We start from the raw sequence: 18,773 nt of genomic DNA on the forward strand, positions 1-18,773 counted from the left end.
CTCGCCGGCTGCGGGCTGCGCCCGGCCTTTCCGCGGGAAGGCGGCGAGCCGCGCAGCTTTCCCGCGCGCTGGCCGCTGCTGCGGCTGGACCGCATCTACGTGCGCAACCTCAAGGTCACCCTGAGCGAGGTGCTCAACCGCAAGCCCTGGCCCCACCTGTCCGACCATCTCCCCCTGCTGGCCGAGGTATCGCTATGAACGAGTGCTGGCGCGACGGCAACCGGGTCGAGTTGCTGATCAATGGCGAAGCCTTCTACCCCAGCGTCTTCCAGGCCATCGAAGGGGCACGCCAGGAGGTGCTGCTGGAAACCTTCATCCTGCGCGACGACAAGGTCGGCCGCGGCCTGCGCCAGGTGCTGATCGACGCGGCGAAGCGCGGTGTACGCGTGGACGTGATCGCCGATGGCTACGGCACGCCGGACCTGGATGCGAGCTTCCTCGGCGGCCTGCTGGATGCCGGCGTGCGCCTGCACCTGTTCGATCCGCAGCGGCCGTTGCTGGGCATGCGCACCAACCTGTTCCGCCGGTTGCACCGCAAGCATGTGGTGGTGGACGGCCAGGTCGCCTTCATCGGCGGCATCAACTTCTGCGCCGACCACCTTGCCGACTTCGGCGCCATGGCCAAGCAGGACTATGCGGTGAAGGTGCGCGGCCCGAGCGTGCAGGACATCCGCCGCGCCTGCCTGGACCTGCTCGCCCAGTATGGCGACATGCCCGCCGCCGATGCCGTGCAGAGCAGTGGCCCTGCGGGGCCGTGCAGGGCCTGCCTGGCGATCCGCGACAACCTGCATCGCCGCACCGAGATCGAACAGCACTACCTGCGCGCCATCGGCCGCGCCCGCGAACGCCTGGTGATCGCCAACGCCTACTTCTTCCCGGGCTATCGCCTGCTGCGCGCCCTGCGCGACGCCGCCAAGCGCGGCGTGCAGGTGCGCCTGATCCTCCAGGGCCTGCCGGACATGCCGCTGGTGCGCCTGTGCAGCAAGCTGCTGTACGACACCCTGCTGCGCGACGGCGTGGAGATCTACGAATACCGGGACCGTCCGCTGCACGGCAAGGTCGCGGTGATGGATCGCCACTGGGCCACGGTCGGCTCGAGCAACCTCGACCCGCTGAGCCTGTCGCTGAACCTGGAAGGCAACCTGCTGATCGAGGACCCGGCGTTCGCCGGCGAACTGGACGACCACCTGGAAAGCCTGGCGGCCAGCAGCTGCCGCCGCGTCACCCGCCAGTATGCCCGGCGCGGCTACTGGTGGCGGGCGCCGCTGGTGTTCCTGAGCTTCCACTTCCTGCGGCACTTCCCCGCCATCGCCGGCCAGTTGCCGGCCCACCGGCAGGTGCTCCACCCCGCGAGCCTCGAGGAAAACCCCAGCCAATCCCAGGTGCAGCCATGAAGAACAAGAAATTCTGGAAGCGCGCCAACCGCGTCTTCAATATCGTCCTGCTGGTGGCGCTGCCGGTGCTGCTGTTCCTGTTGCTGCGCGCCACCGACTGGGACGAGGTGTTCCGCCTGCTGCGCGAATACAAGTTCAGCACCCTGGCGCTGGGCATGCTGATCGCCCTGGGCAGCTACTCCATCTTCAGCAGCTTCGATGTGCTCAGCCGCTTCTACATCGGCCATCCTCTGCCGGTGCGACGGGTGTTCACCGTGGCCTTCGTGTGCAACGCCTTCAACCTCAACCTCAGCTCATGGGTCGGCGCCATCGCGCTGCGCTTCCGCCTTTACGGGCGCCTGGGGATGAGCGCGGGGGACATCACGCGGATTTTGACCTTCAGCATGATCACCAACTGGTACGGTTACCTGCTGCTCGCCGGGGTGCTGTTCGTCTGCGGCTACCCGGACCTGCCGGACAACTGGTCGCTGGGCCAGAGCGGCTTGCGCGCCATCGGCGTGCTGCTCCTGCTGCTGGGCGCCGGCTACCTGCTCGCCTGCCGCTTCTCCCGCCGCCGCGCCTGGGGCTGGAAACGCTATCGGCTGAACCTGCCGAGCTGGCGCCTGGCGGCCCTGCAGGGCATTGCCGGGGCGAGCAACTGGTCGGTGATGGCGCTGCTGATCTACACGCTGCTGCCGGACTCGGCGAATTACCCGACGGTGCTGGCGACCCTGCTGATCAGCAGCATTGCCGGTGTGGTGCTGCATGTACCGGCGGGTTTGGGAGTGATCGAGACGGTGTTCATCACCGTGCTGCGCGATCACTTCTCCCGTGGGGAATTGCTGGCGGCGCTGATCGGCTATCGGGTGCTGTACTTCCTGATTCCGCTGCTGCTCGCCTGCGCCGTCTACCTGTGGCTGGAACGCCACGCAAAGAAGCTCAAGCGCCGCGCGGAACGGCAGGAGGCGGCGCGGGTTTCCTGACGTCGGCCGTGCCAACGGATCGCGGGCATGGCCCGTCCCTACCTGAAACATCGTGCCTAGGCGCGCCCTCTCCCCCCGCCCTCTCCCTGAAGCGAGAGGGAGCTATCCGTGCCGGCTGACACTGTGGTTTCAGCCGGCACCCAACCAGTCCCCTCTCCCTTCAGGGAGAGGGTTAGGGAGAGGGAAATCGCGGGGAAGGAGGTTTCCCATGAGGACAAGGTCGTAGGGCGCATAACGCGCCAGCGTTATCCGCCGCGAGACAACAGGCGGATAACCCGTTCCGGGTTATCCGCCCTACGGTCCGACTTCGGCCGTCGAGGCACCGCGGCTAAAGGTCCACTCCGTCGCCTTGCGGGCGCAGGATCAGGCAGCCCAGCGGCGGCAGGTCCAGCGCCAGGGACTGCGCCTGCCCATGGGACTCATGCGGGTCGCTCTCCAGCGTCCCCCGACTTCCCGCACCCGAACCGCCGAAACTGTCCGCATCGCTGTTGAGCAGCACCTGCCAATGGCCCGGCAATGGCACGCCCACGCGATAGTGAGGGCGCGGCACCGGGGTGAAGTTGTGCACCACCAGGACCGGTGAACCATCGCCAGCCAGGCGCAGCCAGGCGAACACGCTGTTGAGCTGATCGTCGCCGATCAGCCAGTGGAAGCCTTCGGCGCGATCGTCGAAAGCGTGCAATGCCGGCTCTTCGCGCAGCACGCGGTTGAGTTCGCGAACCAGTGCCTGGGTGCCGAAGTGCTCGGCATAGCGCAGCAGGTACCAGTCCAGTTGTCCGTCGTGGTCCCACTCGCGCCACTGGCCGAACTCGCAGCCCATGAACAGCAGCTTCTTGCCCGGATGGGTCCACATCATCGACAGGTACAGCCGCAGGTTGGCGAACTGCTGCCAGCGGTCCCCCGGCATCTTTCCCAGCAGCGAGCCCTTGCCGTGGACCACTTCGTCGTGGGAGATCGGCAGGATGAAATGCTCGGAAAAGGCGTAGAGCAGGCCGAAGGTCAGCTTGTGGTGGTGGTAGCCGCGGTTGATCGGGTCTTCGCGGATGTACGAGAGGCTATCGTGCATCCAGCCCATGTTCCACTTGTAGGCGAAGCCCAGGCCGCCCTGCTCGGTGGGCCGGCTGACGCCCGGCCAGGCGGTGGACTCCTCGGCGATCACCAGCGCGCCGGGCGCCTCGGTGTGCACCACGCTGTTGAGATGGCTGAGGAACTCGATGGCTTCGAGATTCTCCCGCCCGCCGTGACGATTGGGAATCCACTCGCCCTCCTTGCGCGAGTAGTCGCGGTAGAGCATCGAGGCCACCGCATCCACGCGCAGCGCATCGATGTGGTATTCGCGCAGCCAGTGCAGCGCCGAGGCCAGCATGAAGCCGTGCACCTCGTTGCGCCCGAGGTTGTAGATGTAGGTGTCCCAGTCCTGGTGGAAGCCTTCGAAGGGATGGGCGTATTCGTACAGCGAAGTGCCGTCGAAGTGCGCCAGGCCATGGGCATCGGTGGGGAAATGCGCCGGTACCCAGTCGAGGATCACGCCGATACCAGCCTGGTGGCAGCGGTCGACGAAGCGGGCGAAGTCCGCCGGGCTGCCATAGCGCGCGGTGGGTGCGAACAGCGACAGCGGCTGGTAGCCCCAGGAGCCGCCGAAGGGGTGTTCCATGATCGGCATCAGCTCGATGTGGGTGAAGCCCAGGTCGGTGACGTAGGGGATCAGCCGGTCGGCCAGTTCATTCCAGGTCGGCGTACGGTTATCCACCCACTGCCAGGAGCCGGCATGCAGCTCGTAGATGGACAGCGGCCGGTCGACTCCCTGGCGTTCGGCGCGCTGGTTCATCCAGTCGTGGTCCTGCCAGCTGAACGGCGTAGGGTCGGGCACCCGCGAGCCGGTGGCCGGCGGCATCTCGGTCGCCAGCGCCAACGGGTCGGCCTTGAGTGGCAGCACACCGTCGCTGCCCAGCAGCTCGTACTTGTAGATTTCGCCGGGCTGCAGGCGCGGGATGAACAGCTCCCAGACGCCGGCCGGATAGCGCAGCCGCATCACGTGGCGGCGGCCATCCCAACCGTTGAAGTCGCCGACCACCGAGACCCGCCTGGCATTCGGCGCCCAGACGGCGAAGCGCACGCCGGGCACGCCATCCATCTCCATCACCTGGGCGCCCAGGCATTTGCCGAGCTGGCGGTGGTTGCCCTCGGCGAACAGGTAGAGGTCCAGCTCACTCAGGGACGGGCCGAAAGCGTAGGGGTCCTCGGTAACCTGTTCGTGCTCGGGCCAGTGGATCCGCAGGCGGTACGGCGTGCCGCTGGCCAAGGGGGATTCCAGGTGGGCGACGAACAGCCCGCTGGCGTCGACCGCCTGCATGGCGGCGAGGAAGTCGTCTTGCGGCGACAGCAACTCCACCGCCAGCGCACCGGGAAGCCATACCCGCACCACGCCGCCCTCGTCGTCGCGGTGCGGGCCGAGGAAGGCGAAGGGGTCGGCGTGGTCGGCACGCTGAAGATGGTCCAGATCGCTGCGCAGGGTCATGTACGTCCTCCGAGTAAGTGTCGCGCCAATTCAAAGAGTCCTTGCAGGGGTACCTCCAGCCAGTCGGGGCGGTGACCGGCTTCGTAGAGCACTTCGTAGGCCGCCTTCTCCAGGCTGAACAGGGCCAGCGCGGCGCCCTCGCCTTCGCGGCCATGCCATTCGTGGGGCAGATCGACGGCGGCCGCTCGGTAAGCCTCGAGGAAGGCCTCGCGGGCCTCGCGGCGGTAGCGCACAGCCAGGGCGGCGCGCGCCGACTGCACCTCCGCGGCCTCCTCGGTACCCTGCGCGCTGCGCAGGGCCATGGCGGCGGCGTAGTCGAAGGAGCGCAGCACGCCGGTGACATCCTTGAGCGGGCTGTGACGCTGGCGGCGCTCGGCCAGCGGGCGGTTGGGCTCGCCTTCGAAGTCGATCAGGTAGGCGTCGCCCTGCACCACCAGCACCTGTCCCAGGTGGAGGTCGCCGTGGACGCGGATCATCACCCCGCCCTCGGCCAGGCGCGCGAGATTGCCCACGGCCTGCAGCAGCTCGGCGCGTTTTTCCAGCAGCCAGTCGACCATCACCCGGCCGCGCTCATCGAGGGCCTCGCGGGATTTCCCCAGCGCCTCCAGCGCCTGTTCGATCTGCGCTCCGATGCTGCTGGTCCAGAAGGCGCTGTCGGCGGCGGCGCTGCGGTGCAGGCCGAAGTCCGGCTCGTCGGTGGCCTCGGCGAGCAACTGGTGCATCTCGCCCAGGCGCTGGCCGAACTTGCCGGCGAACAGGCGCAGCTCCTCCATCGCGTCGAATTCCGGCTCCGCCGTTTCCACCCGTGGCAGCAACCCGTCGCGCATGGCGCGTTCGAGCTGGTTGAGCGTCCAGCTCCAGGCATCGCCCTGGTTGCTCAGGTAACCCTGCAGCAGGAGCAGTGTGTGCGGCTGGCCGCTGGCGTCGATGCGGCGCACCTCGCCCAGCAACGGGGCGATGTTGGCGAAGCCGCGGCGGCTCAGGTAGCCGCCCATTTCCGCTTCCGGGTGCACGCCGGGGAACACCCGGCGCAGCAACTTGAGCAGCAGGCGGTTGCCGATCAGCGCGGAGCTGTTGGATTGCTCGACGCCCAGCACGCGGATTTCGGCGTCGTCGCCCAGATCGGCGTACTGCGAAAGGCCGGGCTGCGGCAGGAACTGCAGCTCGCCAGCCGCGCCCTGCAGGGTCGCACCCTGGCGCAGCTGGTTGAGAATCAGCCGGCTGAAACGCGGCAGGCTGAAGGCATCGGTCAGCAGGCCGACCCTGCGTCCACGGCGCAGGCGCGCCAGGGCCAGTTGCTGCGGCAGGTCGTTGCCGGCGCTGCCCTTCTCCGGCACCGCCGCCAGCGGCAGCTGGTAATGCTCGGCGCCATCGGCACCGGTGACCTCCACCTCGGCCAGCATCGGCGCGGCGTCGGCCTCCTCCAGCGGCATGGCGTAGAGCAGATGGGCGCTGCCGGCATCCACCCGGCCGGCAGAGAACCAGCGGCGCTTGGGCAGGTAGCGCGGCAGCGAATCGCTCTCCAGCAGTTCGCGCGGTGCGCCGCGCGTGAGCTCTTCGAGGCGCTGCGCCAGGACCAGGGTCGGCAGCTCGGGCATGCGCTCCACCGGCTTCACGTGCCAGGCCGGCATCTGCTGGCTGTCAGCCAGGTAGAACCAGTAGAAGCCATAGGGCGGCAATGTCAGCAGATAGGTCATCCGTCCGATGGGCGGGAAGGACGAGCCGCCGAGCATCTCCACCGGCACCCGGCCATCGAACGCCGACAGGTCCAGTTCCACCGCCTGGGCGGCGCCGGAGAGGTTGGCGACGCAGAGGATGCTGTCCTCGCTGGCGCCGTCGCCCTCGGGCCTGTATTGCCGCAGGTAGGCGAGGATGCGGCGGTTGGGCGGCGACAGCATGGTGATGCTGCCGCGGCCGAATGCCTTCTGCTGCTTGCGCACGCCGAGCATGCGGCGCATCCAGTTGAGCAGCGAATGCGGGTCGCGCGACTGTGTCTCGACATTGACGCTCTGGTAGCCATAGAGCGGATCGAGGATCGGCGGCAGCACCAGGCTGGCCGGGTCCGCGCGCGAGAATCCGCCATTGCGGTCGACCGACCATTGCATCGGCGTACGCACGCCGTCGCGGTCGCCCAGGTAGATGTTGTCGCCCATGCCGATCTCGTCGCCGTAGTACAGGGTCGGCGTGCCCGGCATGGACAGCAGCAGGCTGTGCAGCAGCTCGATGCGCCGGCGATCGCGCTCCACCAGCGGCGCCAGGCGGCGGCGAATACCCAGGTTGATGCGCGCGCGGCGGTCGGCGGCGTAGTAGTTCCAGAGGTAGTCGCGCTCGTCGTCGGTGACCATCTCCAGGGTCAGTTCATCGTGGTTGCGCAGGAAGATCGCCCACTGGCAGTTGTCCGGGATCGACGGGGTCTGGCGCAGGATGTCGGTGATCGGGAAGCGATCTTCCTGGGCGATCGCCATGTACATGCGCGGCATCAGCGGGAAATGGAAGGCCATGTGGCATTCGTCGCCAGGGCCGCCTTCCGTCCCGCCAAAGTACGGACGGGTGTCCTCGGGCCACTGGTTGGCCTCGGCCAGCAGCATGCGGTCGGGGTAATGCGCGTCCAGTTCGGCGCGGATGCGCTTGAGCACCACATGGGTTTCCGGAAGGTTTTCGTTGTTGGTGCCGTCGCGCTCGATCAGGTACGGGATGGCATCCAGGCGCAGCCCGTCGACGCCCAGGTCCAGCCAGTAGCGCATCACCCCGAGCACCGCGCGCAGCACCTGCGGGTTGTCGAAGTTCAGGTCCGGCTGGTGGGAATAGAAGCGGTGCCAGAAGTACTGGCCGGCCACTGGGTCCCAGGTCCAGTTGGACTGCTCGGAGTCGATGAAGATGATCCGCGTCTGGTCGTAGCGGGTGTCATCGTCGGACCAGACGTACCAGTTGCGTGCCTGGGAGCCCTTCTTCGCCCGCCGGGCACGCTGGAACCAGGGATGCTGGTCGGAGGTGTGGTTGATGACCAGCTCGGTGATCACCCGCAAGCCGCGCTCGTGCGCCGCATCGATGAAGCGGCGGGCGTCCGCCAGGGTCCCGTAGTCGGGGTGGACGCCCTTGTACATGGCGATGTCATAGCCATCGTCGCGTCGTGGCGAGGGGTAGAACGGCAGCAGCCAGAGGGTGTTCACGCCCAGTTCGGCTATGTAGTCGAGCTTCTCGATCAGCCCGCGGAAGTCGCCGATGCCGTCGTTGTTGGCGTCGAAGAAGGACTTCACGTGCAGCTGGTAGATGACCGCGTCCTTGTACCAGAGCGGGTCATCGAGAAACGGGCGGGTCTTGCGCTTGGCCATGTCGCGGTCCTCTACGAAAGCGGGTCACTGCTCGGGGTGCAGGCGCCAGATGCCGAACGGCAGGTGCCAGGGTTCGATGCGCATCCACTGGCGCTTGCCGTACCAGGTCCAGCGGTGGCCGTTCATCAGGTCCTCGCCGCCCATGGGGGCATCGTCGGGCAGGCCGAACTCCCAGAGCGGCAGCTCGAAATGCGCTTCCTGGGCGTTGTGCGGGTCGAGGCTGACGGCGATGAGGATGAAGTTGGAAAGATCCTCGGTGCGCTTGCCGAAGAGCAGGATGTTGTCGTTGTAGGCGTTGTACGCCTGGAACCCGAGGTGGCTGTGCAGCGCGGGGTTGTCGCGGCGGATGCGGTTGAGCCGGGTGATCTCGCCGACTATGTTGCCGGGGGCGTGGTAGTCGCGCTGGCGCAGCTGGTACTTCTCGGAATCGAAGTACTCCTCCTTGCCCGGCACCGGGTCGGCCTCGCACAGTTCGAAGCCCGAGTACATGCCCCACAGGCCCGAGCCCATGGTCGCCAGCGCGGCGCGGATGAGGAAGCCGGCGCGCCCGGAACGCTGCAGGAAATAGGGATTGATGTCCGGCGTGTTGACGAAGAAGTTCGGCCGGTAGCAGTCGCGCAGCGGCGACTGGTTGAGCTCGGTGAAGTACTCCTCGAGCTCGGGCTTGGTGTTGCGCCAGGTGAAATAGGTGTAGCTCTGGCTGAAACCGACCTTGCCCAGGCGCGCCATCATCGCCGGGCGGGTAAAGGCCTCGGCGAGGAAGATTACCTGCGGGTGTTCGCGGCGCACCTCGGCGATCAGCCATTCCCAGAACGGCAGCGGTTTCGTGTGCGGGTTGTCGACCCGGAACAGCGTGACGCCCTGCTCCACCCAGCCCTGCACCACCTGCAGCAGCGCGAGCCAGAGACCGGGTACCGCGTCGGGGGCGTAGAAATCGACGTTGACGATGTCCTCGTACTTCTTCGGCGGGTTCTCCGCGTGACGGATGGAGCCGTCGGCGCGCCAGCTGAACCAGCCGGGATGCTCGCGCAGCCAGGGGTGGTCCGGCGAGCACTGGATGGCGAAGTCCAGTGCGACTTCCAGGCCGTGCTCGCGGGCGGCCTTCACCAGTTCGCGGAAATCATCCAGCGTGCCCAGTTGCGGGTGCACCGCCTCATGGCCACCCTCTTCGCTGCCGATGGCGTAGGGGCTGCCGGGATCGTTCTCCCCGGCCTGCAGGCTGTTGTTGCGGCCCTTGCGGTGGGTGCGGCCGATGGGGTGGATGGGCGGGAAGTAGAGCACGTCGAAGCCCATCGCGGCGATTTCCGGCAGGCGCCGGTGGACGTCGGCGAAGGTGCCGTGCTGGCCGGGCACGCTGCTTTCCGAGCGCGGGAACAGTTCGTACCAGCTGGCGAACTCCGCCAGCTGCCGCTCAACGTCCAGCTCGAAGGTCAGGCTGCGGGTCAGGTGCGGGCGATGCTCGGCGCGCTGCATCAATTCGAGGGTATGCGGCGCCATGAACAGGGCGAAGCGCGCCTCGCGCCCGTCGTTGTCCTGCAGCCCGCGGACAATCTCGGCCAGTTCCGCCTCGCAATCTTCCGGGGCGGTCTGCAGCACGCTCTGCAGCAGCTCGATGCCTTCGCGAAATTCCAGGTCCACTGCCTGGCCGGCGGCGTATTTCTTCTCGAGTTCGTAGCGGAAGCTCGCATAGCTGTCGATCCAGGCCAGCACGATGAACTCCGCGCGGCCGACCCGCGTCGGCGTGATGTGGGCCTCCCAATGATCGTTGCCCAGCGGCTGCATCGGCACCTTCTGCCACGGTGCGTGCTTGTCTTCGCGCCAGGCGACTTCCGCGGCCAGCTTGTCGTGGCCATCGCAGAACAACCGGGCGTGCACGCGGGAGCGCCGATTGCAGATCGCTTTCGCGGCGAAACGCCCGCTTTCCAGGCGCGGTTCGACGTCCTCGATGACGATGCGCGCCTCGTTGGCGGCGGCTTCGGCCCGGCTTGCGGGATTCTCCAGTTCCATTCGCGGCGCCCTCCTCGCTGCGCTGTTCGGTACAAGGCTTCCGAACCGTGAGGGCGACGCAAGTTCAGGCTATTTTCTCGGCGGCGGGTTCAGGAGCTTTTGCGCCTCGGCGCACTCTTATCGGTACTGGCGCTCTTGCTGGTGCTGCGGCTGCGTTTGGCGGGCGCGCTGGCGGCGCTGCGCTTCTTGCCGTCGCCCTTCAGGCTGCGCTTGAGCAGCTCGGTGAGGTCGATGATGTCGGCGCCTTCGCTGGAGCGCTCCTCCACCTGCGCGACTTCGGCGAGCTGGCCCTTGGCGGCCTTCTGCTCCACCAGGCGATGTATCTCTTCGCTGAAGGTGTCTTGGTAGTCCTCCGGGGTCCACTTGCCGCTCATGTCCTTGACCAGGCGTTCGGCCATCTCCGCCTCGCGCTTGTCGAGCTTGACCTTCGACAGGTTCAGCCCCAGCTCATCCACCTCGCGCACATCCTCCGGCCAGCGCAGGGTCATCAGCAGGATGGCATCGCCCTCGGCGCGCAGCATCGCCAGGTGCTGGCGGCTGTGCATCACCAGTTGGCAGACGGCGGCCTTGTCGGTCTTCTGCAGGGTGTCGCGCAGCAGTACGTAGACCTTCTCGCCGCGCTTCTCGGGGGTGAGGTAATAGGGCGAGTCGTAGAACGGCACGGGAATCTCGCTCACCTCGATGAAGCTGAGGATGTCGATGGTCTGCGTGGCTTCGGGTCGCGCCGCGCGGATTTCCTCCTCGCTGAGCACCACGTAGCGGCCCTTCTCCAGCTCCACGCCCTTGACGATGTGCTCCTTGGGCACCTCCTTGCCCGTCACCTTGTTCACCCGCTTGTAGCCCACCGGCTCCAGGCTGCGTTCGTCCAGCCAGTCGAAGTTGGTGCCGGACGAGCGCGCGCCGCTGTTGAGCGCCACCGGGATGTGCACCAGGCCGAAGCTGATGGCGCCTTTCCAGATCACACGGGCCATGGGCAGTCCTCCTGCAGGATCACGCCGTCGTCGAAGTGCACGCGGCCCTCGGCATCGATGTCGCACACCCGTTCGAGCATGCGTTGCGCCTCGGCCTCGGCTTGCGCCGCATTGGTGCTCAGCGGCGCATAGACCCAGAGCACCTCCACCGCCGCGCCTTCGCGGCTCACCTGGTATTCGATCAGCCCGCTGCAGCGGCCGTTCTCGCACATGGCGTCAGTCCAGGCGCAGGCCTGGGGAAATTCACGGAACATCGCGGTCCTCCCGCTGCTGTCCAGGGGAAATGGATTCCTGCTCGCGGCCACGTTCCAGGCCATGCGGCAGGCAGTGCAACACCAGCAGTGCCAGCAGGGTGCCGAGCACCGCCGTGGCGGAGTGGCCGAGCCCCACGCTGATGCCGATGGCGGTGCTCAGCCAGAGGCCCGCCGCAGTGGTCAGACCCTTGACGTCCGACGCGCGGCTGCCCTTGAGGATGGTGCCGGCGCAAAGAAAGCCGATGCCGGCGGCGATGCCCTGGATCACCCGGCTGACGGCGTCGGCCTCCGTCGTGCCTTCGCGGATCGCCATGACGAACAGCGCCGCGCCCATCGTCACCAGCATGTGCGTGCGCAGGCCGGCAGCCTTGCCCTTGCTTTCCCGTTCATAGCCCAGCACCCCGCCCAACAGCACGGCAAGCGCCAGGCGCAGCGACGCGCGGGTGATCTGCTCCACTTCGCTGAGGTCGGAAAACTCGGCGACCAGCGTCGCCCAGATGCGTTCCAGGGTGTCCATGTCCGGCTCCGCAGCCCTTACCTGAATGCTGACCGGCGTCATGGCCATTTGGTTTGCTTCATTTCGTCGGCGCGCCCCCAACCACTCGGCGGAAAGTCCGCCGATACATCGCGCAAGCCGCGTATTGCGTGGTCCATGACTCAAACCCCGGCTGCTGTCAGCTGGCATCGTGCAACCTGCAAAGGAGACCGCGGATGAGCGACGACCCCCAGAAGAGTTTTGCCAATGCCTACCAGAGCGCGCTGGTCGAGGTGGCCTTGCCGGCTTTCGCCCGCGCCAGCGAATTCGCCCGCGAACACGGTCTGGAGTGCACCGTGGAATTGCTGGAGGGCCGCCGCGAGCTACCGGAATTGAGCCTCAAGGTGCGCGGCTCCTGCCATGATCCGGAATGCGTCTGCCGCATCAGCGCCGACCCGCAGACGCAGCGGCTATGCCACGAGAACCGCTGCGGCGAGAGCGAAGGCGACGTGCAGCAGGTGATCGGTTCGCTCGCGTCGCTCAATGAAATGGTGCTCGATACCCGCCTGCTGGAATTCTTCCAGAGCTCCTTTGCCCTGCACCTGGACTATGCGTCCAGCCGGCATGCCGGAGGGTTCTGGTAAGTCAGCCTGCAAGAACGACGAAGCCCCTTGCCAGTCGCTGGCAAGGGGCTTTTTTCGCCGACGCGATCAGCCTTCGAGCTTCTGCTTCAGCGCCGCCAGGCCATCGACGTAGATGCCGGTGAACAGCGCGGTAGCTTCGGCATCGGTGATGCCCTCGGGCGTGAAGGAACCAAACCATTCCACGCGCACGCCTTCGCTGCCGGGCAGTACGCGCAGGGTCGACTGATAGTCGCGCACCGGCGCCGGGCCCTGCAGGATGGTGTAGCTGTAGCTGCGCTCAGCCTCGTTGAAGTCCAGCAGGCGCTCGATGATCGTTTCGCCGTCGACGCTGTTCAGCGTTCGTACGCGGCCGCCTTCGCTGAGCCGGCTTTGCGGAATGAACGGCAGCCAGTCGGGCAGGGAATCGAAGCCGCCGATGAGTTGCCAGACCTGGTCGATGTCGGCGTTGAGGTCGATGTGAGCAGTGGCCTTGGCCATGATGTTTCTCCTGGGGCAAGGGCCCCTTGGTGTTTCGGTGAAGCGCCGGACCACGAGGCCCGGCGCCTGAAGCGTCAAACGGCGGGGACTGGCGTCACCGCGCTGATCAGGCCCTGGGAGCGCAGGTCGCTCCAGAACGCAGCCGGGATGACGGCGCTGAGCGCGGCATGGTCCTGGTTGGCGTGCAGCGGGCGGGTCGAGCCGGGGATTGCTGCTACCACGGCCGGATGGGCCAGGGCGAACTGCAGCGCGGCAGCTTTCACGTCCACCCCATGGTCGCGGGCCACGGCGCGGATGCGCTCCAGCGTGGCCAAGACGGCCGGGCCGGCCTTCTGGTACTCGAAGTGCTCGCCGCCAGCGGTCACGCCGGAGCTGTACGGGCCGCCGACGACGATGCCCACGCCCTGCTCCAGCGCCTGCGGCATGACGCGTTGCAGCGCGCGCTCATGGTCCAGCAGCGAGTAGCGGCCGGCGAGCAGGAAGCCATCGGGGCGTGGTTCGTCCAGGTCCAGGGTCAGCTCGATGGGCTCGACGCGGTTCACCCCCAGGCCCCAGGCCTTGATCACACCTTCCTCGCGCAGTCGGGTGAGCACACGGAAGGCACCGGTGCGGGCGATTTCGAACTGGCTCAGCCATTCGTCGCCGTAGAAGTCCTGGGCGATGTCGTGGATCCAGACGATGTCCAGGCGGTCGGTGCCCAGGCGCTTGAGGCTGTCCTCGATCGAGCGCAGGGTGGCGTCGGCGCTGTAGTCGTTGACGATACGGTTGCGGTTGCCGTGCTCGAACAGGCCGCTCTTCTCGCCCAGCTCGCGGGCGGCCGGGTCTTCCAGCTCGTCGAGGATGATGCGGCCTACCTTGCTGCTGAGCACGTATTCATCACGCGGGCGGTTGGCCAGGGCGGCGCCCAGACGGGATTCGGAAAGGCCGGCGCCGTAGAACGGCGCGGTATCGAAATAGCGCACGCCGTTTTCCCAGGCGGCATCGACAGTGGCCTGCACTTCTTCGGCGGGCACGTCACGGTACATGTTGCCCAGCGGCGCAGTGCCAAAACCAAGGCGGGTGGGAATCAAGGATTTGAGGCTCATGGAGGGTTCTCCGGGTTGGGGGGGAGTCGCTTGTGAACTCCAGTGGCGGCAATCCTATGCCCGCCCAACTGAGACCGTCCAAGTCATAATTCGACAGACTTGAGACCTAACTCAGCATCAAGTCCTCTTCCAGCGCTTTTCAGACAAGGGCACCCGCCAGCACCATTTCGCGGAAGTCACCCACGATCGGCCGCAGGTCGACGCGATGCCAGGCGGCCCACAGTCCGGTGCTCTGGCCAAGCCAGGGCAGCTCGCGCAGCACCACATTGGGATTGCGCTCCCCGCCGATGCTCTGCTGGATCAGCGCCAGACCCAATCCGGCCGACACCAGGCCGAGGGCGCTCAGCGGCTCGGCGGCTTCCAGGCGGATCTGCGGAGTGAACCCGGCAGCGACGCAACTGGCGAGAAAGCGCTCGCGGCGGTTCTGCTGCAGGTGGCCTTCCACCATGATCCAGTCCTGCTCGTGCAGGTCGGCCGGCTCGATCAGCGGTTTTTCCGCCAGCGGGTGCCCCAGCGGCAGGGCCAGGTGCAGCGGGTCGTCGAACACCGGCGCGGCGAGCAGGTCCGGATCGTCTTCGGCCGGCGGTTCGCACACCAGGGCGATATCCAGGCTGCGCTGGCGCAAACCCTCGAACTGCTCCTGGGCCGAGAGGTTGTAGAGCGCGATGTGGATGCCCGGCCGCTCCTCGCGCACATGGCGCAGCGCCTCGGGCAGCACGCCAGCATGGATGGCATGGCTGACATAACCGATGCACAGGCCGCCGGTCTCGCCTCGGCCCAGGCGACGGCCCAGGGACTCCAGGCGCTCGGCATGCTTGAGCAGCGCCTTGGCCTCGTGCAGGAAGGTGCGCCCATCGGAGGTCAGGCGCAGGCGCTGCTGGCTGCGCTCGAACAGCTGCAGGCCGAGGCGCTCCTCCAGCTGGGCGATCTGCCGGCTCAGCGGCGACTGGGAAATGTGCAGCGTCTCCGCCGCCTTGCCGACGTGCTCGACTTCGGCGACGGCGACGAAGTAACGGAGTTGTCTGAGATCGAGCATAGACCCTCAAGGACTCAAGTATGTCGAATTAAGTTATGTACGATCTTACAGGCCGTTCCTAGCATGGCGCCAACTCCAGGCGATCATCGGCGCATCCCGCGCCTCCCTGGATGAGGATTGAAGACATGCAGATCGATCTCGGCGGCAAGACCGCCATCATCAGTGGTTCCACCGGCGGCATCGGCCTGGGCATCGCGCGCCAGCTCGCCGCCTCCGGCGCGGAGGTAGTCATAGTCGGACGCAACGCAGCCTCGGTTGACGAAGCCGTGGCCGGCATCCGCGCTGCCAATGGCAAGGCCCGCGGCGTGGTCGCGGACCTGGGCAACGCCGCCGGTGCAGACGTACTGTTTGCCGCCGAACCCCACGCCGACATCCTGGTCAACAACCTGGGCATCTACAACGACGTCGACTTCTACGAGACCCAGGACCAGGAGTGGCTGGACTTCTACGAGATCAACGTGCTCTCCGGCGTGCGCCTGGCCCGTCGCTACACCCCCGGCATGGTCGAGCGCGGCTGGGGCCGGGTGATCTTCCTGTCCTCGGAGTCGGGCATCGCCATCCCCGCGCAGATGATCAACTACGGCGTTACCAAGGCCGCCAACCTCGCTGTCTCTCACGGACTGGCCAAGCGCCTGGCGGGCACCGGCGTCACCGTCAACGCCATTCTCCCCGGCCCGACCTTCACCGAAGGCGTGGCCAACCTCGTGGCCGACGCCGTGCGCCAGTCCGGCCGCAGCGCCCGTGAGGAAGCCGACGCCTTCGTCCGCCGCGAACGCCCCAGCTCGATCATCCAGCGCGTCGCCGAAGTCGACGAAGTAGCTGCCCTGGTGACCTACGTCGCCTCGCCCTACTCCTCCGCTACCACTGGCGCCGCACTGCGCGTGGATGGGGGCGTGGTGGATAGCCTGGCGATCTGATCCGGTCCGCGTCGAAACAGGCCCCGGCTCATTGGCCGGGGCTTTTCCTTGCGCCCGGAAAATTCGTGAAAGCAGAAGCGCTGGAACGCAAAAAGGCCGTCTCTTCGGGAGACGGCCTTGCTGCAGGGGTTTCGAAGGGTCAGCCGTCGATCTCGCTCAGCGGTCCCTGCATCCGATGAAAACTCAGGTCGGTGGCGGTGAAGAACGCCTGCGAACTGCCGTTGGCGAAGTCGTCGACATGCACCACGGTGGCACCGTCGGCTTCCTGCCAGGAGATTACATAGACGCCCTCGGCGACTTCCTGCCACTGGCAGGCCGCCTCACCCTCGGCGCCGGCGTATGGGCCGGAGACGATGGCGTAGCGAACCCGCGAACCGTCCGCCGAGTAGATGTTGTGCGCGGACAGGCCGGCGTAGTCGACGCGGAAGCTGCGGCCAGCGAAGGCTGGTTGCGAAGTGGCCGCCGTCATTTGATCGCCACCGGGTTGATGTTGACCTGGGTCGAGCCGACGTACAGCGGCTGGCCGAGGACGAAGAGGAATTCCCAGGCCTGATCGCGCACCAGCGCGCGGCTGTCGATCAGTTCCAGGTTGTAGATGCCGCGCTTGGCCAGCAGGTACTGGTTGACCGGGAACTCGTCCTTGCCGTGCGGGTTCGGGTAGACCTCGGAAGCCCAGGTGTCGCCGCCGAAGGCGACTATGCCCTGGTCGGCCAGCCACCTGGCCGCTTCCATGCCGATGCCCGGTTCGACCTCGAGGAACTGCTTGTTGTCCTTGCCGATCAGCTCCAGCCAGCCGGTGTTGAACAGCACCACGTCGCCCTTGCGCAGGGTCAGGCCTTCCTTCTTCAGCACCGCCTGGATGTCGGCGACGCTGAACTCGGTGCCGCCGGGGACGATGGCCTTGCCGTAGTGCGCGGTCATGTCCAGCACCACGCCGCGGGTCACGAAAGGCGGCACCTTCTCGATGCCGAGTTTCTTCACGCCCTCGACGGTGACGAAGTCGGCGGCGCGGTTGCCGTTGTAGTAGCGGTTGTCGATGCCGATGTGGCCGATGCCGTTGAGCTGGGTGCCGACACCGGTCCAGGCGTTCACCAGTTCATCGTTGAAGGTGAACTTGTTCGGGCCCAGCGACTGCCCGCCCTGCTCGCCCGGCTGGATGTTGTAGAGGTGGAAGCTGCGGTGGCGGAAGGCCGGCAGGTGCTTGTCCACCGGTACGGCCAGCGGGTAGGTCTTGCCGGTCTTCACCAGCTCCACGGCCTGCCGGGTCACCGCCGGGGTGAGCAGGTTGGCGGCGCCGATCTCGTCGTTGGCGCCGTAGACGGACGGGTACCAGTCTTCCGCCGAGGCGCTCTGCATGGCCAGCGGCAACAAGGTGGCGAGGGTGAATGTCGCGAGGGCTTTCATGTTGGTATTCCTATCTTCAGGCGGTGATGCAGTTCAGGCAGTCAGGCGCGGATAATCGGTAAGCCCGTGGGCGCCGCCGCCGAACAGGGTTTCGCGCTGGTGGGTGTTGAGCGGTGCGCCCAGGCGCAGGCGTTCGGGCAGGTCGGGGTTGGCGACGAAGGGCCGGCCGAAGGCGATCAGGTCGGCCCAGCCTTCATTCAGCGCGGCAGTGGCGCGCTCGGCGGTGTACTTGCCGGCGTAGATCAGCGCGCCGGGGAACACTTCGCGCAGGCGGCGCTTGAATTCCAGCGGCATATGCGGGGCATCGTCCCAGTCGGCTTCGGCGATATGGATGTAGCCCACGCCGATCTCGCCCAGCAGGCGCGCGGCGGCCAGGTAGGTGGTTTGCGGGTCGGCATCGGAACAGCCGTTCAGGGTGGTCAGCGGCGCCAGGCGGATGCCGACGCGGCTCTTGTCACCGGTGCCTTCCACCAGCGCCTGGGCCACTTCGGCGAGGAAGCGCAGGCGGTTCTCCAGCGAGCCGCCGTACTGGTCGGTGCGGTCGTTGGCGTTGGAGTCGATGAACTGGTTGACCAGGTAGCCGTTGGCGGCGTGCAGTTCGACACCGTCGAAGCCGGCAGCCATGGCGTTGCGCGCGGCCTGGCGGTACTCGTCGACGATGGCGTGGATTTCCTCCACCTTCAGCGCACGGGGTTTCGAGGCCTGGACGAAGCCGGGAGTGCCGTCGTTCTCGGCAACGAAGACGTTGACGCCCTCTGCCTGCATTGCCGAGGAGGACACCGGCGACTGGCCGTCGAGCAGGCTGATGTGGCTGAGGCGGCCGACGTGCCAGAGCTGGGCGAAGATGCGCCCGCCAGCGGCATGCACGGCCTGGGTGACCTTGCGCCAGCCGGCGACCTGGGCCGGGGTGTGGATGCCCGGGGTCCAGGCGTAGCCCTTGCCCAGCGGGGAAATCCAGGTGCCTTCGCTGACGATCAGGCCGGCGCCGGCGCGCTGGGCGTAGTACTCGGCCATCAGCTCGTTGGGCACGTCACCCGGCTGGCTGGCGCGTGAGCGGGTCATCGGCGGCATGACGATGCGGTTGGGCAGTTCGAGGCCACCCAGGGAATAGGACTGGAACAGCGGGGATGCGTGGGTGCTCATGGCGGACTCCTTCAGCGGCAAGAGGCGCGATCGGGAAGTCCGCGGGAGCCTTGGCGCAGCGCCGCGAACCACTCGATCATTCGAATGGAAGGCAGTCTGCGGGCTTTACCGGCGGGGATTAAGACGTCGTTTCGGCAAAATCAATTGACTCCAG

Annotated in this window: 17 protein-coding genes; 5 read left to right on the forward strand and 12 right to left on the reverse strand. The window is 66.9% G+C overall.

Annotated features, from left to right (window positions below; all coding sequences use genetic code 11):
* From ACCC94_RS09680 to ACCC94_RS09690, 3 genes are all read left to right on the forward strand, one after another.
* Window positions 1-198: endonuclease/exonuclease/phosphatase family protein (locus tag ACCC94_RS09680; protein WP_413349189.1), on the forward strand; the 198-nt coding region annotated here is incomplete at its 5' end.
* Complete coding sequence (gene clsB / locus ACCC94_RS09685) at window positions 195-1,394, forward strand: cardiolipin synthase ClsB (RefSeq protein WP_413349190.1); 1,200 nt, start codon at window positions 195-197, stop codon at window positions 1,392-1,394. The genes ACCC94_RS09680 and clsB, both read left to right, overlap by 4 nt.
* Window positions 1,391-2,356: a lysylphosphatidylglycerol synthase domain-containing protein gene (locus ACCC94_RS09690; RefSeq protein WP_413349191.1), complete on the forward strand. Its 966-nt coding sequence runs from the start codon at window positions 1,391-1,393 to the stop codon at window positions 2,354-2,356. The genes clsB and ACCC94_RS09690 overlap by 4 nt, the downstream gene beginning before the upstream one ends.
* Before the next feature lie 328 nt (window positions 2,357-2,684).
* Here the strand turns inward: ACCC94_RS09690 and glgB are convergent, their stop codons facing one another.
* The 6 genes from glgB to ACCC94_RS09720 form a co-directional block, all read right to left on the reverse strand.
* Window positions 2,685-4,874: a 1,4-alpha-glucan branching protein GlgB gene (gene glgB, locus ACCC94_RS09695; protein ID WP_413349192.1), complete on the reverse strand. Its 2,190-nt coding sequence runs from the start codon at window positions 4,872-4,874 to the stop codon at window positions 2,685-2,687.
* Window positions 4,871-8,206: a maltose alpha-D-glucosyltransferase gene (gene treS, locus ACCC94_RS09700; protein WP_413349193.1), complete on the reverse strand. Its 3,336-nt coding sequence runs from the start codon at window positions 8,204-8,206 to the stop codon at window positions 4,871-4,873. Before treS ends, glgB begins: the two co-directional genes overlap by 4 nt.
* Window positions 8,207-8,230: 24 nt before the next feature.
* Window positions 8,231-10,213, reverse strand: coding sequence for an alpha-1,4-glucan--maltose-1-phosphate maltosyltransferase (locus tag ACCC94_RS09705; protein ID WP_413349195.1), 1,983 nt, complete (start codon window positions 10,211-10,213; stop codon window positions 8,231-8,233).
* An 89-nt stretch (window positions 10,214-10,302) separates the two neighbouring features.
* Complete coding sequence (locus ACCC94_RS09710) at window positions 10,303-11,184, reverse strand: Ku protein (RefSeq protein WP_413349196.1); 882 nt, start codon at window positions 11,182-11,184, stop codon at window positions 10,303-10,305.
* On the reverse strand, window positions 11,172-11,438 hold the full coding sequence (locus ACCC94_RS09715; protein WP_413349198.1) for a hypothetical protein: 267 nt from the start codon (window positions 11,436-11,438) through the stop codon (window positions 11,172-11,174). The genes ACCC94_RS09710 and ACCC94_RS09715 overlap by 13 nt, the downstream gene beginning before the upstream one ends.
* The gene (locus ACCC94_RS09720) at window positions 11,428-11,955 is read right to left on the reverse strand and encodes an MgtC/SapB family protein (protein WP_413349199.1); all 528 of its coding nucleotides are present in this window, start codon (window positions 11,953-11,955) and stop codon (window positions 11,428-11,430) included. Before ACCC94_RS09720 ends, ACCC94_RS09715 begins: the two co-directional genes overlap by 11 nt.
* Before the next feature lie 194 nt (window positions 11,956-12,149).
* On the opposite strand from ACCC94_RS09720, the gene ACCC94_RS09725 reads away from it, so the two are divergent.
* Complete coding sequence (locus ACCC94_RS09725) at window positions 12,150-12,557, forward strand: hypothetical protein (RefSeq protein ID WP_017517867.1); 408 nt, start codon at window positions 12,150-12,152, stop codon at window positions 12,555-12,557.
* Between the two features lie 66 nt (window positions 12,558-12,623).
* Here the strand turns inward: ACCC94_RS09725 and ACCC94_RS09730 are convergent, their stop codons facing one another.
* The 3 genes from ACCC94_RS09730 to ACCC94_RS09740 form a co-directional block, all read right to left on the reverse strand.
* Complete coding sequence (locus tag ACCC94_RS09730; protein WP_413349200.1) at window positions 12,624-13,034, reverse strand: SRPBCC family protein; 411 nt, start codon at window positions 13,032-13,034, stop codon at window positions 12,624-12,626.
* 74 nt (window positions 13,035-13,108) lie between these two features.
* Window positions 13,109-14,119 carry an aldo/keto reductase gene (locus ACCC94_RS09735; protein WP_413349201.1) on the reverse strand — a complete coding sequence of 337 codons (1,011 nt, stop codon included), beginning with the start codon at window positions 14,117-14,119 and terminating at the stop codon, window positions 13,109-13,111.
* A gap of 139 nt (window positions 14,120-14,258) precedes the next feature.
* On the reverse strand, window positions 14,259-15,155 hold the full coding sequence (locus ACCC94_RS09740) for a LysR substrate-binding domain-containing protein (protein WP_413349203.1): 897 nt from the start codon (window positions 15,153-15,155) through the stop codon (window positions 14,259-14,261).
* 125 nt (window positions 15,156-15,280) lie between these two features.
* Between ACCC94_RS09740 and ACCC94_RS09745 the strand changes: the two genes are divergently transcribed.
* A complete protein-coding gene (locus ACCC94_RS09745) occupies window positions 15,281-16,072 on the forward strand; it encodes an SDR family NAD(P)-dependent oxidoreductase (RefSeq protein WP_413349205.1) in 792 nt (263 codons plus the stop codon).
* 139 nt (window positions 16,073-16,211) lie between these two features.
* On the opposite strand, the gene ACCC94_RS09750 is transcribed toward ACCC94_RS09745, so the two are convergent.
* From ACCC94_RS09750 to ACCC94_RS09760, 3 genes are read right to left on the reverse strand one after another with little or no spacing between them, the layout of a single operon-like run.
* Window positions 16,212-16,541: a MoaF-related domain-containing protein gene (locus ACCC94_RS09750; protein WP_413349206.1), complete on the reverse strand. Its 330-nt coding sequence runs from the start codon at window positions 16,539-16,541 to the stop codon at window positions 16,212-16,214.
* The gene (locus tag ACCC94_RS09755; RefSeq protein WP_413349207.1) at window positions 16,538-17,476 is read right to left on the reverse strand and encodes a cyclase family protein; all 939 of its coding nucleotides are present in this window, start codon (window positions 17,474-17,476) and stop codon (window positions 16,538-16,540) included. Before ACCC94_RS09755 ends, ACCC94_RS09750 begins: the two co-directional genes overlap by 4 nt.
* A 33-nt stretch (window positions 17,477-17,509) precedes the next feature.
* A complete protein-coding gene (locus ACCC94_RS09760) occupies window positions 17,510-18,619 on the reverse strand; it encodes an alkene reductase (RefSeq protein WP_413349209.1) in 1,110 nt (369 codons plus the stop codon).
* Window positions 18,620-18,773 lie beyond the last annotated feature (154 nt).

This window comes from Pseudomonas sp. Pseusp97, assembly GCF_047304025.1.
In the GTDB taxonomy this organism is placed as follows: domain Bacteria; phylum Pseudomonadota; class Gammaproteobacteria; order Pseudomonadales; family Pseudomonadaceae; genus Pseudomonas.

Excerpts from the sequence above, each read along its gene's own strand:
- ACCC94_RS09690 (WP_413349191.1), top strand. The coding sequence starts at position 1,391 with ATGAAGAACAAGAAATTCTGGAAGCGCGCCAACCGCGTCTTCAATATC.
- ACCC94_RS09760 (WP_413349209.1), bottom strand. The coding sequence starts at position 18,619 with ATGAGCACCCACGCATCCCCGCTGTTCCAGTCCTATTCCCTGGGTGGC.
- ACCC94_RS09735 (WP_413349201.1), bottom strand. The coding sequence starts at position 14,119 with ATGAGCCTCAAATCCTTGATTCCCACCCGCCTTGGTTTTGGCACTGCG.
- ACCC94_RS09745 (WP_413349205.1), top strand. The coding sequence starts at position 15,281 with ATGCAGATCGATCTCGGCGGCAAGACCGCCATCATCAGTGGTTCCACC.
- ACCC94_RS09750 (WP_413349206.1), bottom strand. The coding sequence starts at position 16,541 with ATGACGGCGGCCACTTCGCAACCAGCCTTCGCTGGCCGCAGCTTCCGC.
- ACCC94_RS09720 (WP_413349199.1), bottom strand. The coding sequence starts at position 11,955 with ATGGACACCCTGGAACGCATCTGGGCGACGCTGGTCGCCGAGTTTTCC.
- ACCC94_RS09725 (WP_017517867.1), top strand. The coding sequence starts at position 12,150 with ATGAGCGACGACCCCCAGAAGAGTTTTGCCAATGCCTACCAGAGCGCG.
- ACCC94_RS09730 (WP_413349200.1), bottom strand. The coding sequence starts at position 13,034 with ATGGCCAAGGCCACTGCTCACATCGACCTCAACGCCGACATCGACCAG.
- clsB (WP_413349190.1), top strand. The coding sequence starts at position 195 with ATGAACGAGTGCTGGCGCGACGGCAACCGGGTCGAGTTGCTGATCAAT.
- glgB (WP_413349192.1), bottom strand. The coding sequence starts at position 4,874 with ATGACCCTGCGCAGCGATCTGGACCATCTTCAGCGTGCCGACCACGCC.
- ACCC94_RS09705 (WP_413349195.1), bottom strand. The coding sequence starts at position 10,213 with ATGGAACTGGAGAATCCCGCAAGCCGGGCCGAAGCCGCCGCCAACGAG.
- ACCC94_RS09710 (WP_413349196.1), bottom strand. The coding sequence starts at position 11,184 with ATGGCCCGTGTGATCTGGAAAGGCGCCATCAGCTTCGGCCTGGTGCAC.
- ACCC94_RS09755 (WP_413349207.1), bottom strand. The coding sequence starts at position 17,476 with ATGAAAGCCCTCGCGACATTCACCCTCGCCACCTTGTTGCCGCTGGCC.
- ACCC94_RS09740 (WP_413349203.1), bottom strand. The coding sequence starts at position 15,155 with ATGCTCGATCTCAGACAACTCCGTTACTTCGTCGCCGTCGCCGAAGTC.
- treS (WP_413349193.1), bottom strand. The coding sequence starts at position 8,206 with ATGGCCAAGCGCAAGACCCGCCCGTTTCTCGATGACCCGCTCTGGTAC.
- ACCC94_RS09715 (WP_413349198.1), bottom strand. The coding sequence starts at position 11,438 with ATGTTCCGTGAATTTCCCCAGGCCTGCGCCTGGACTGACGCCATGTGC.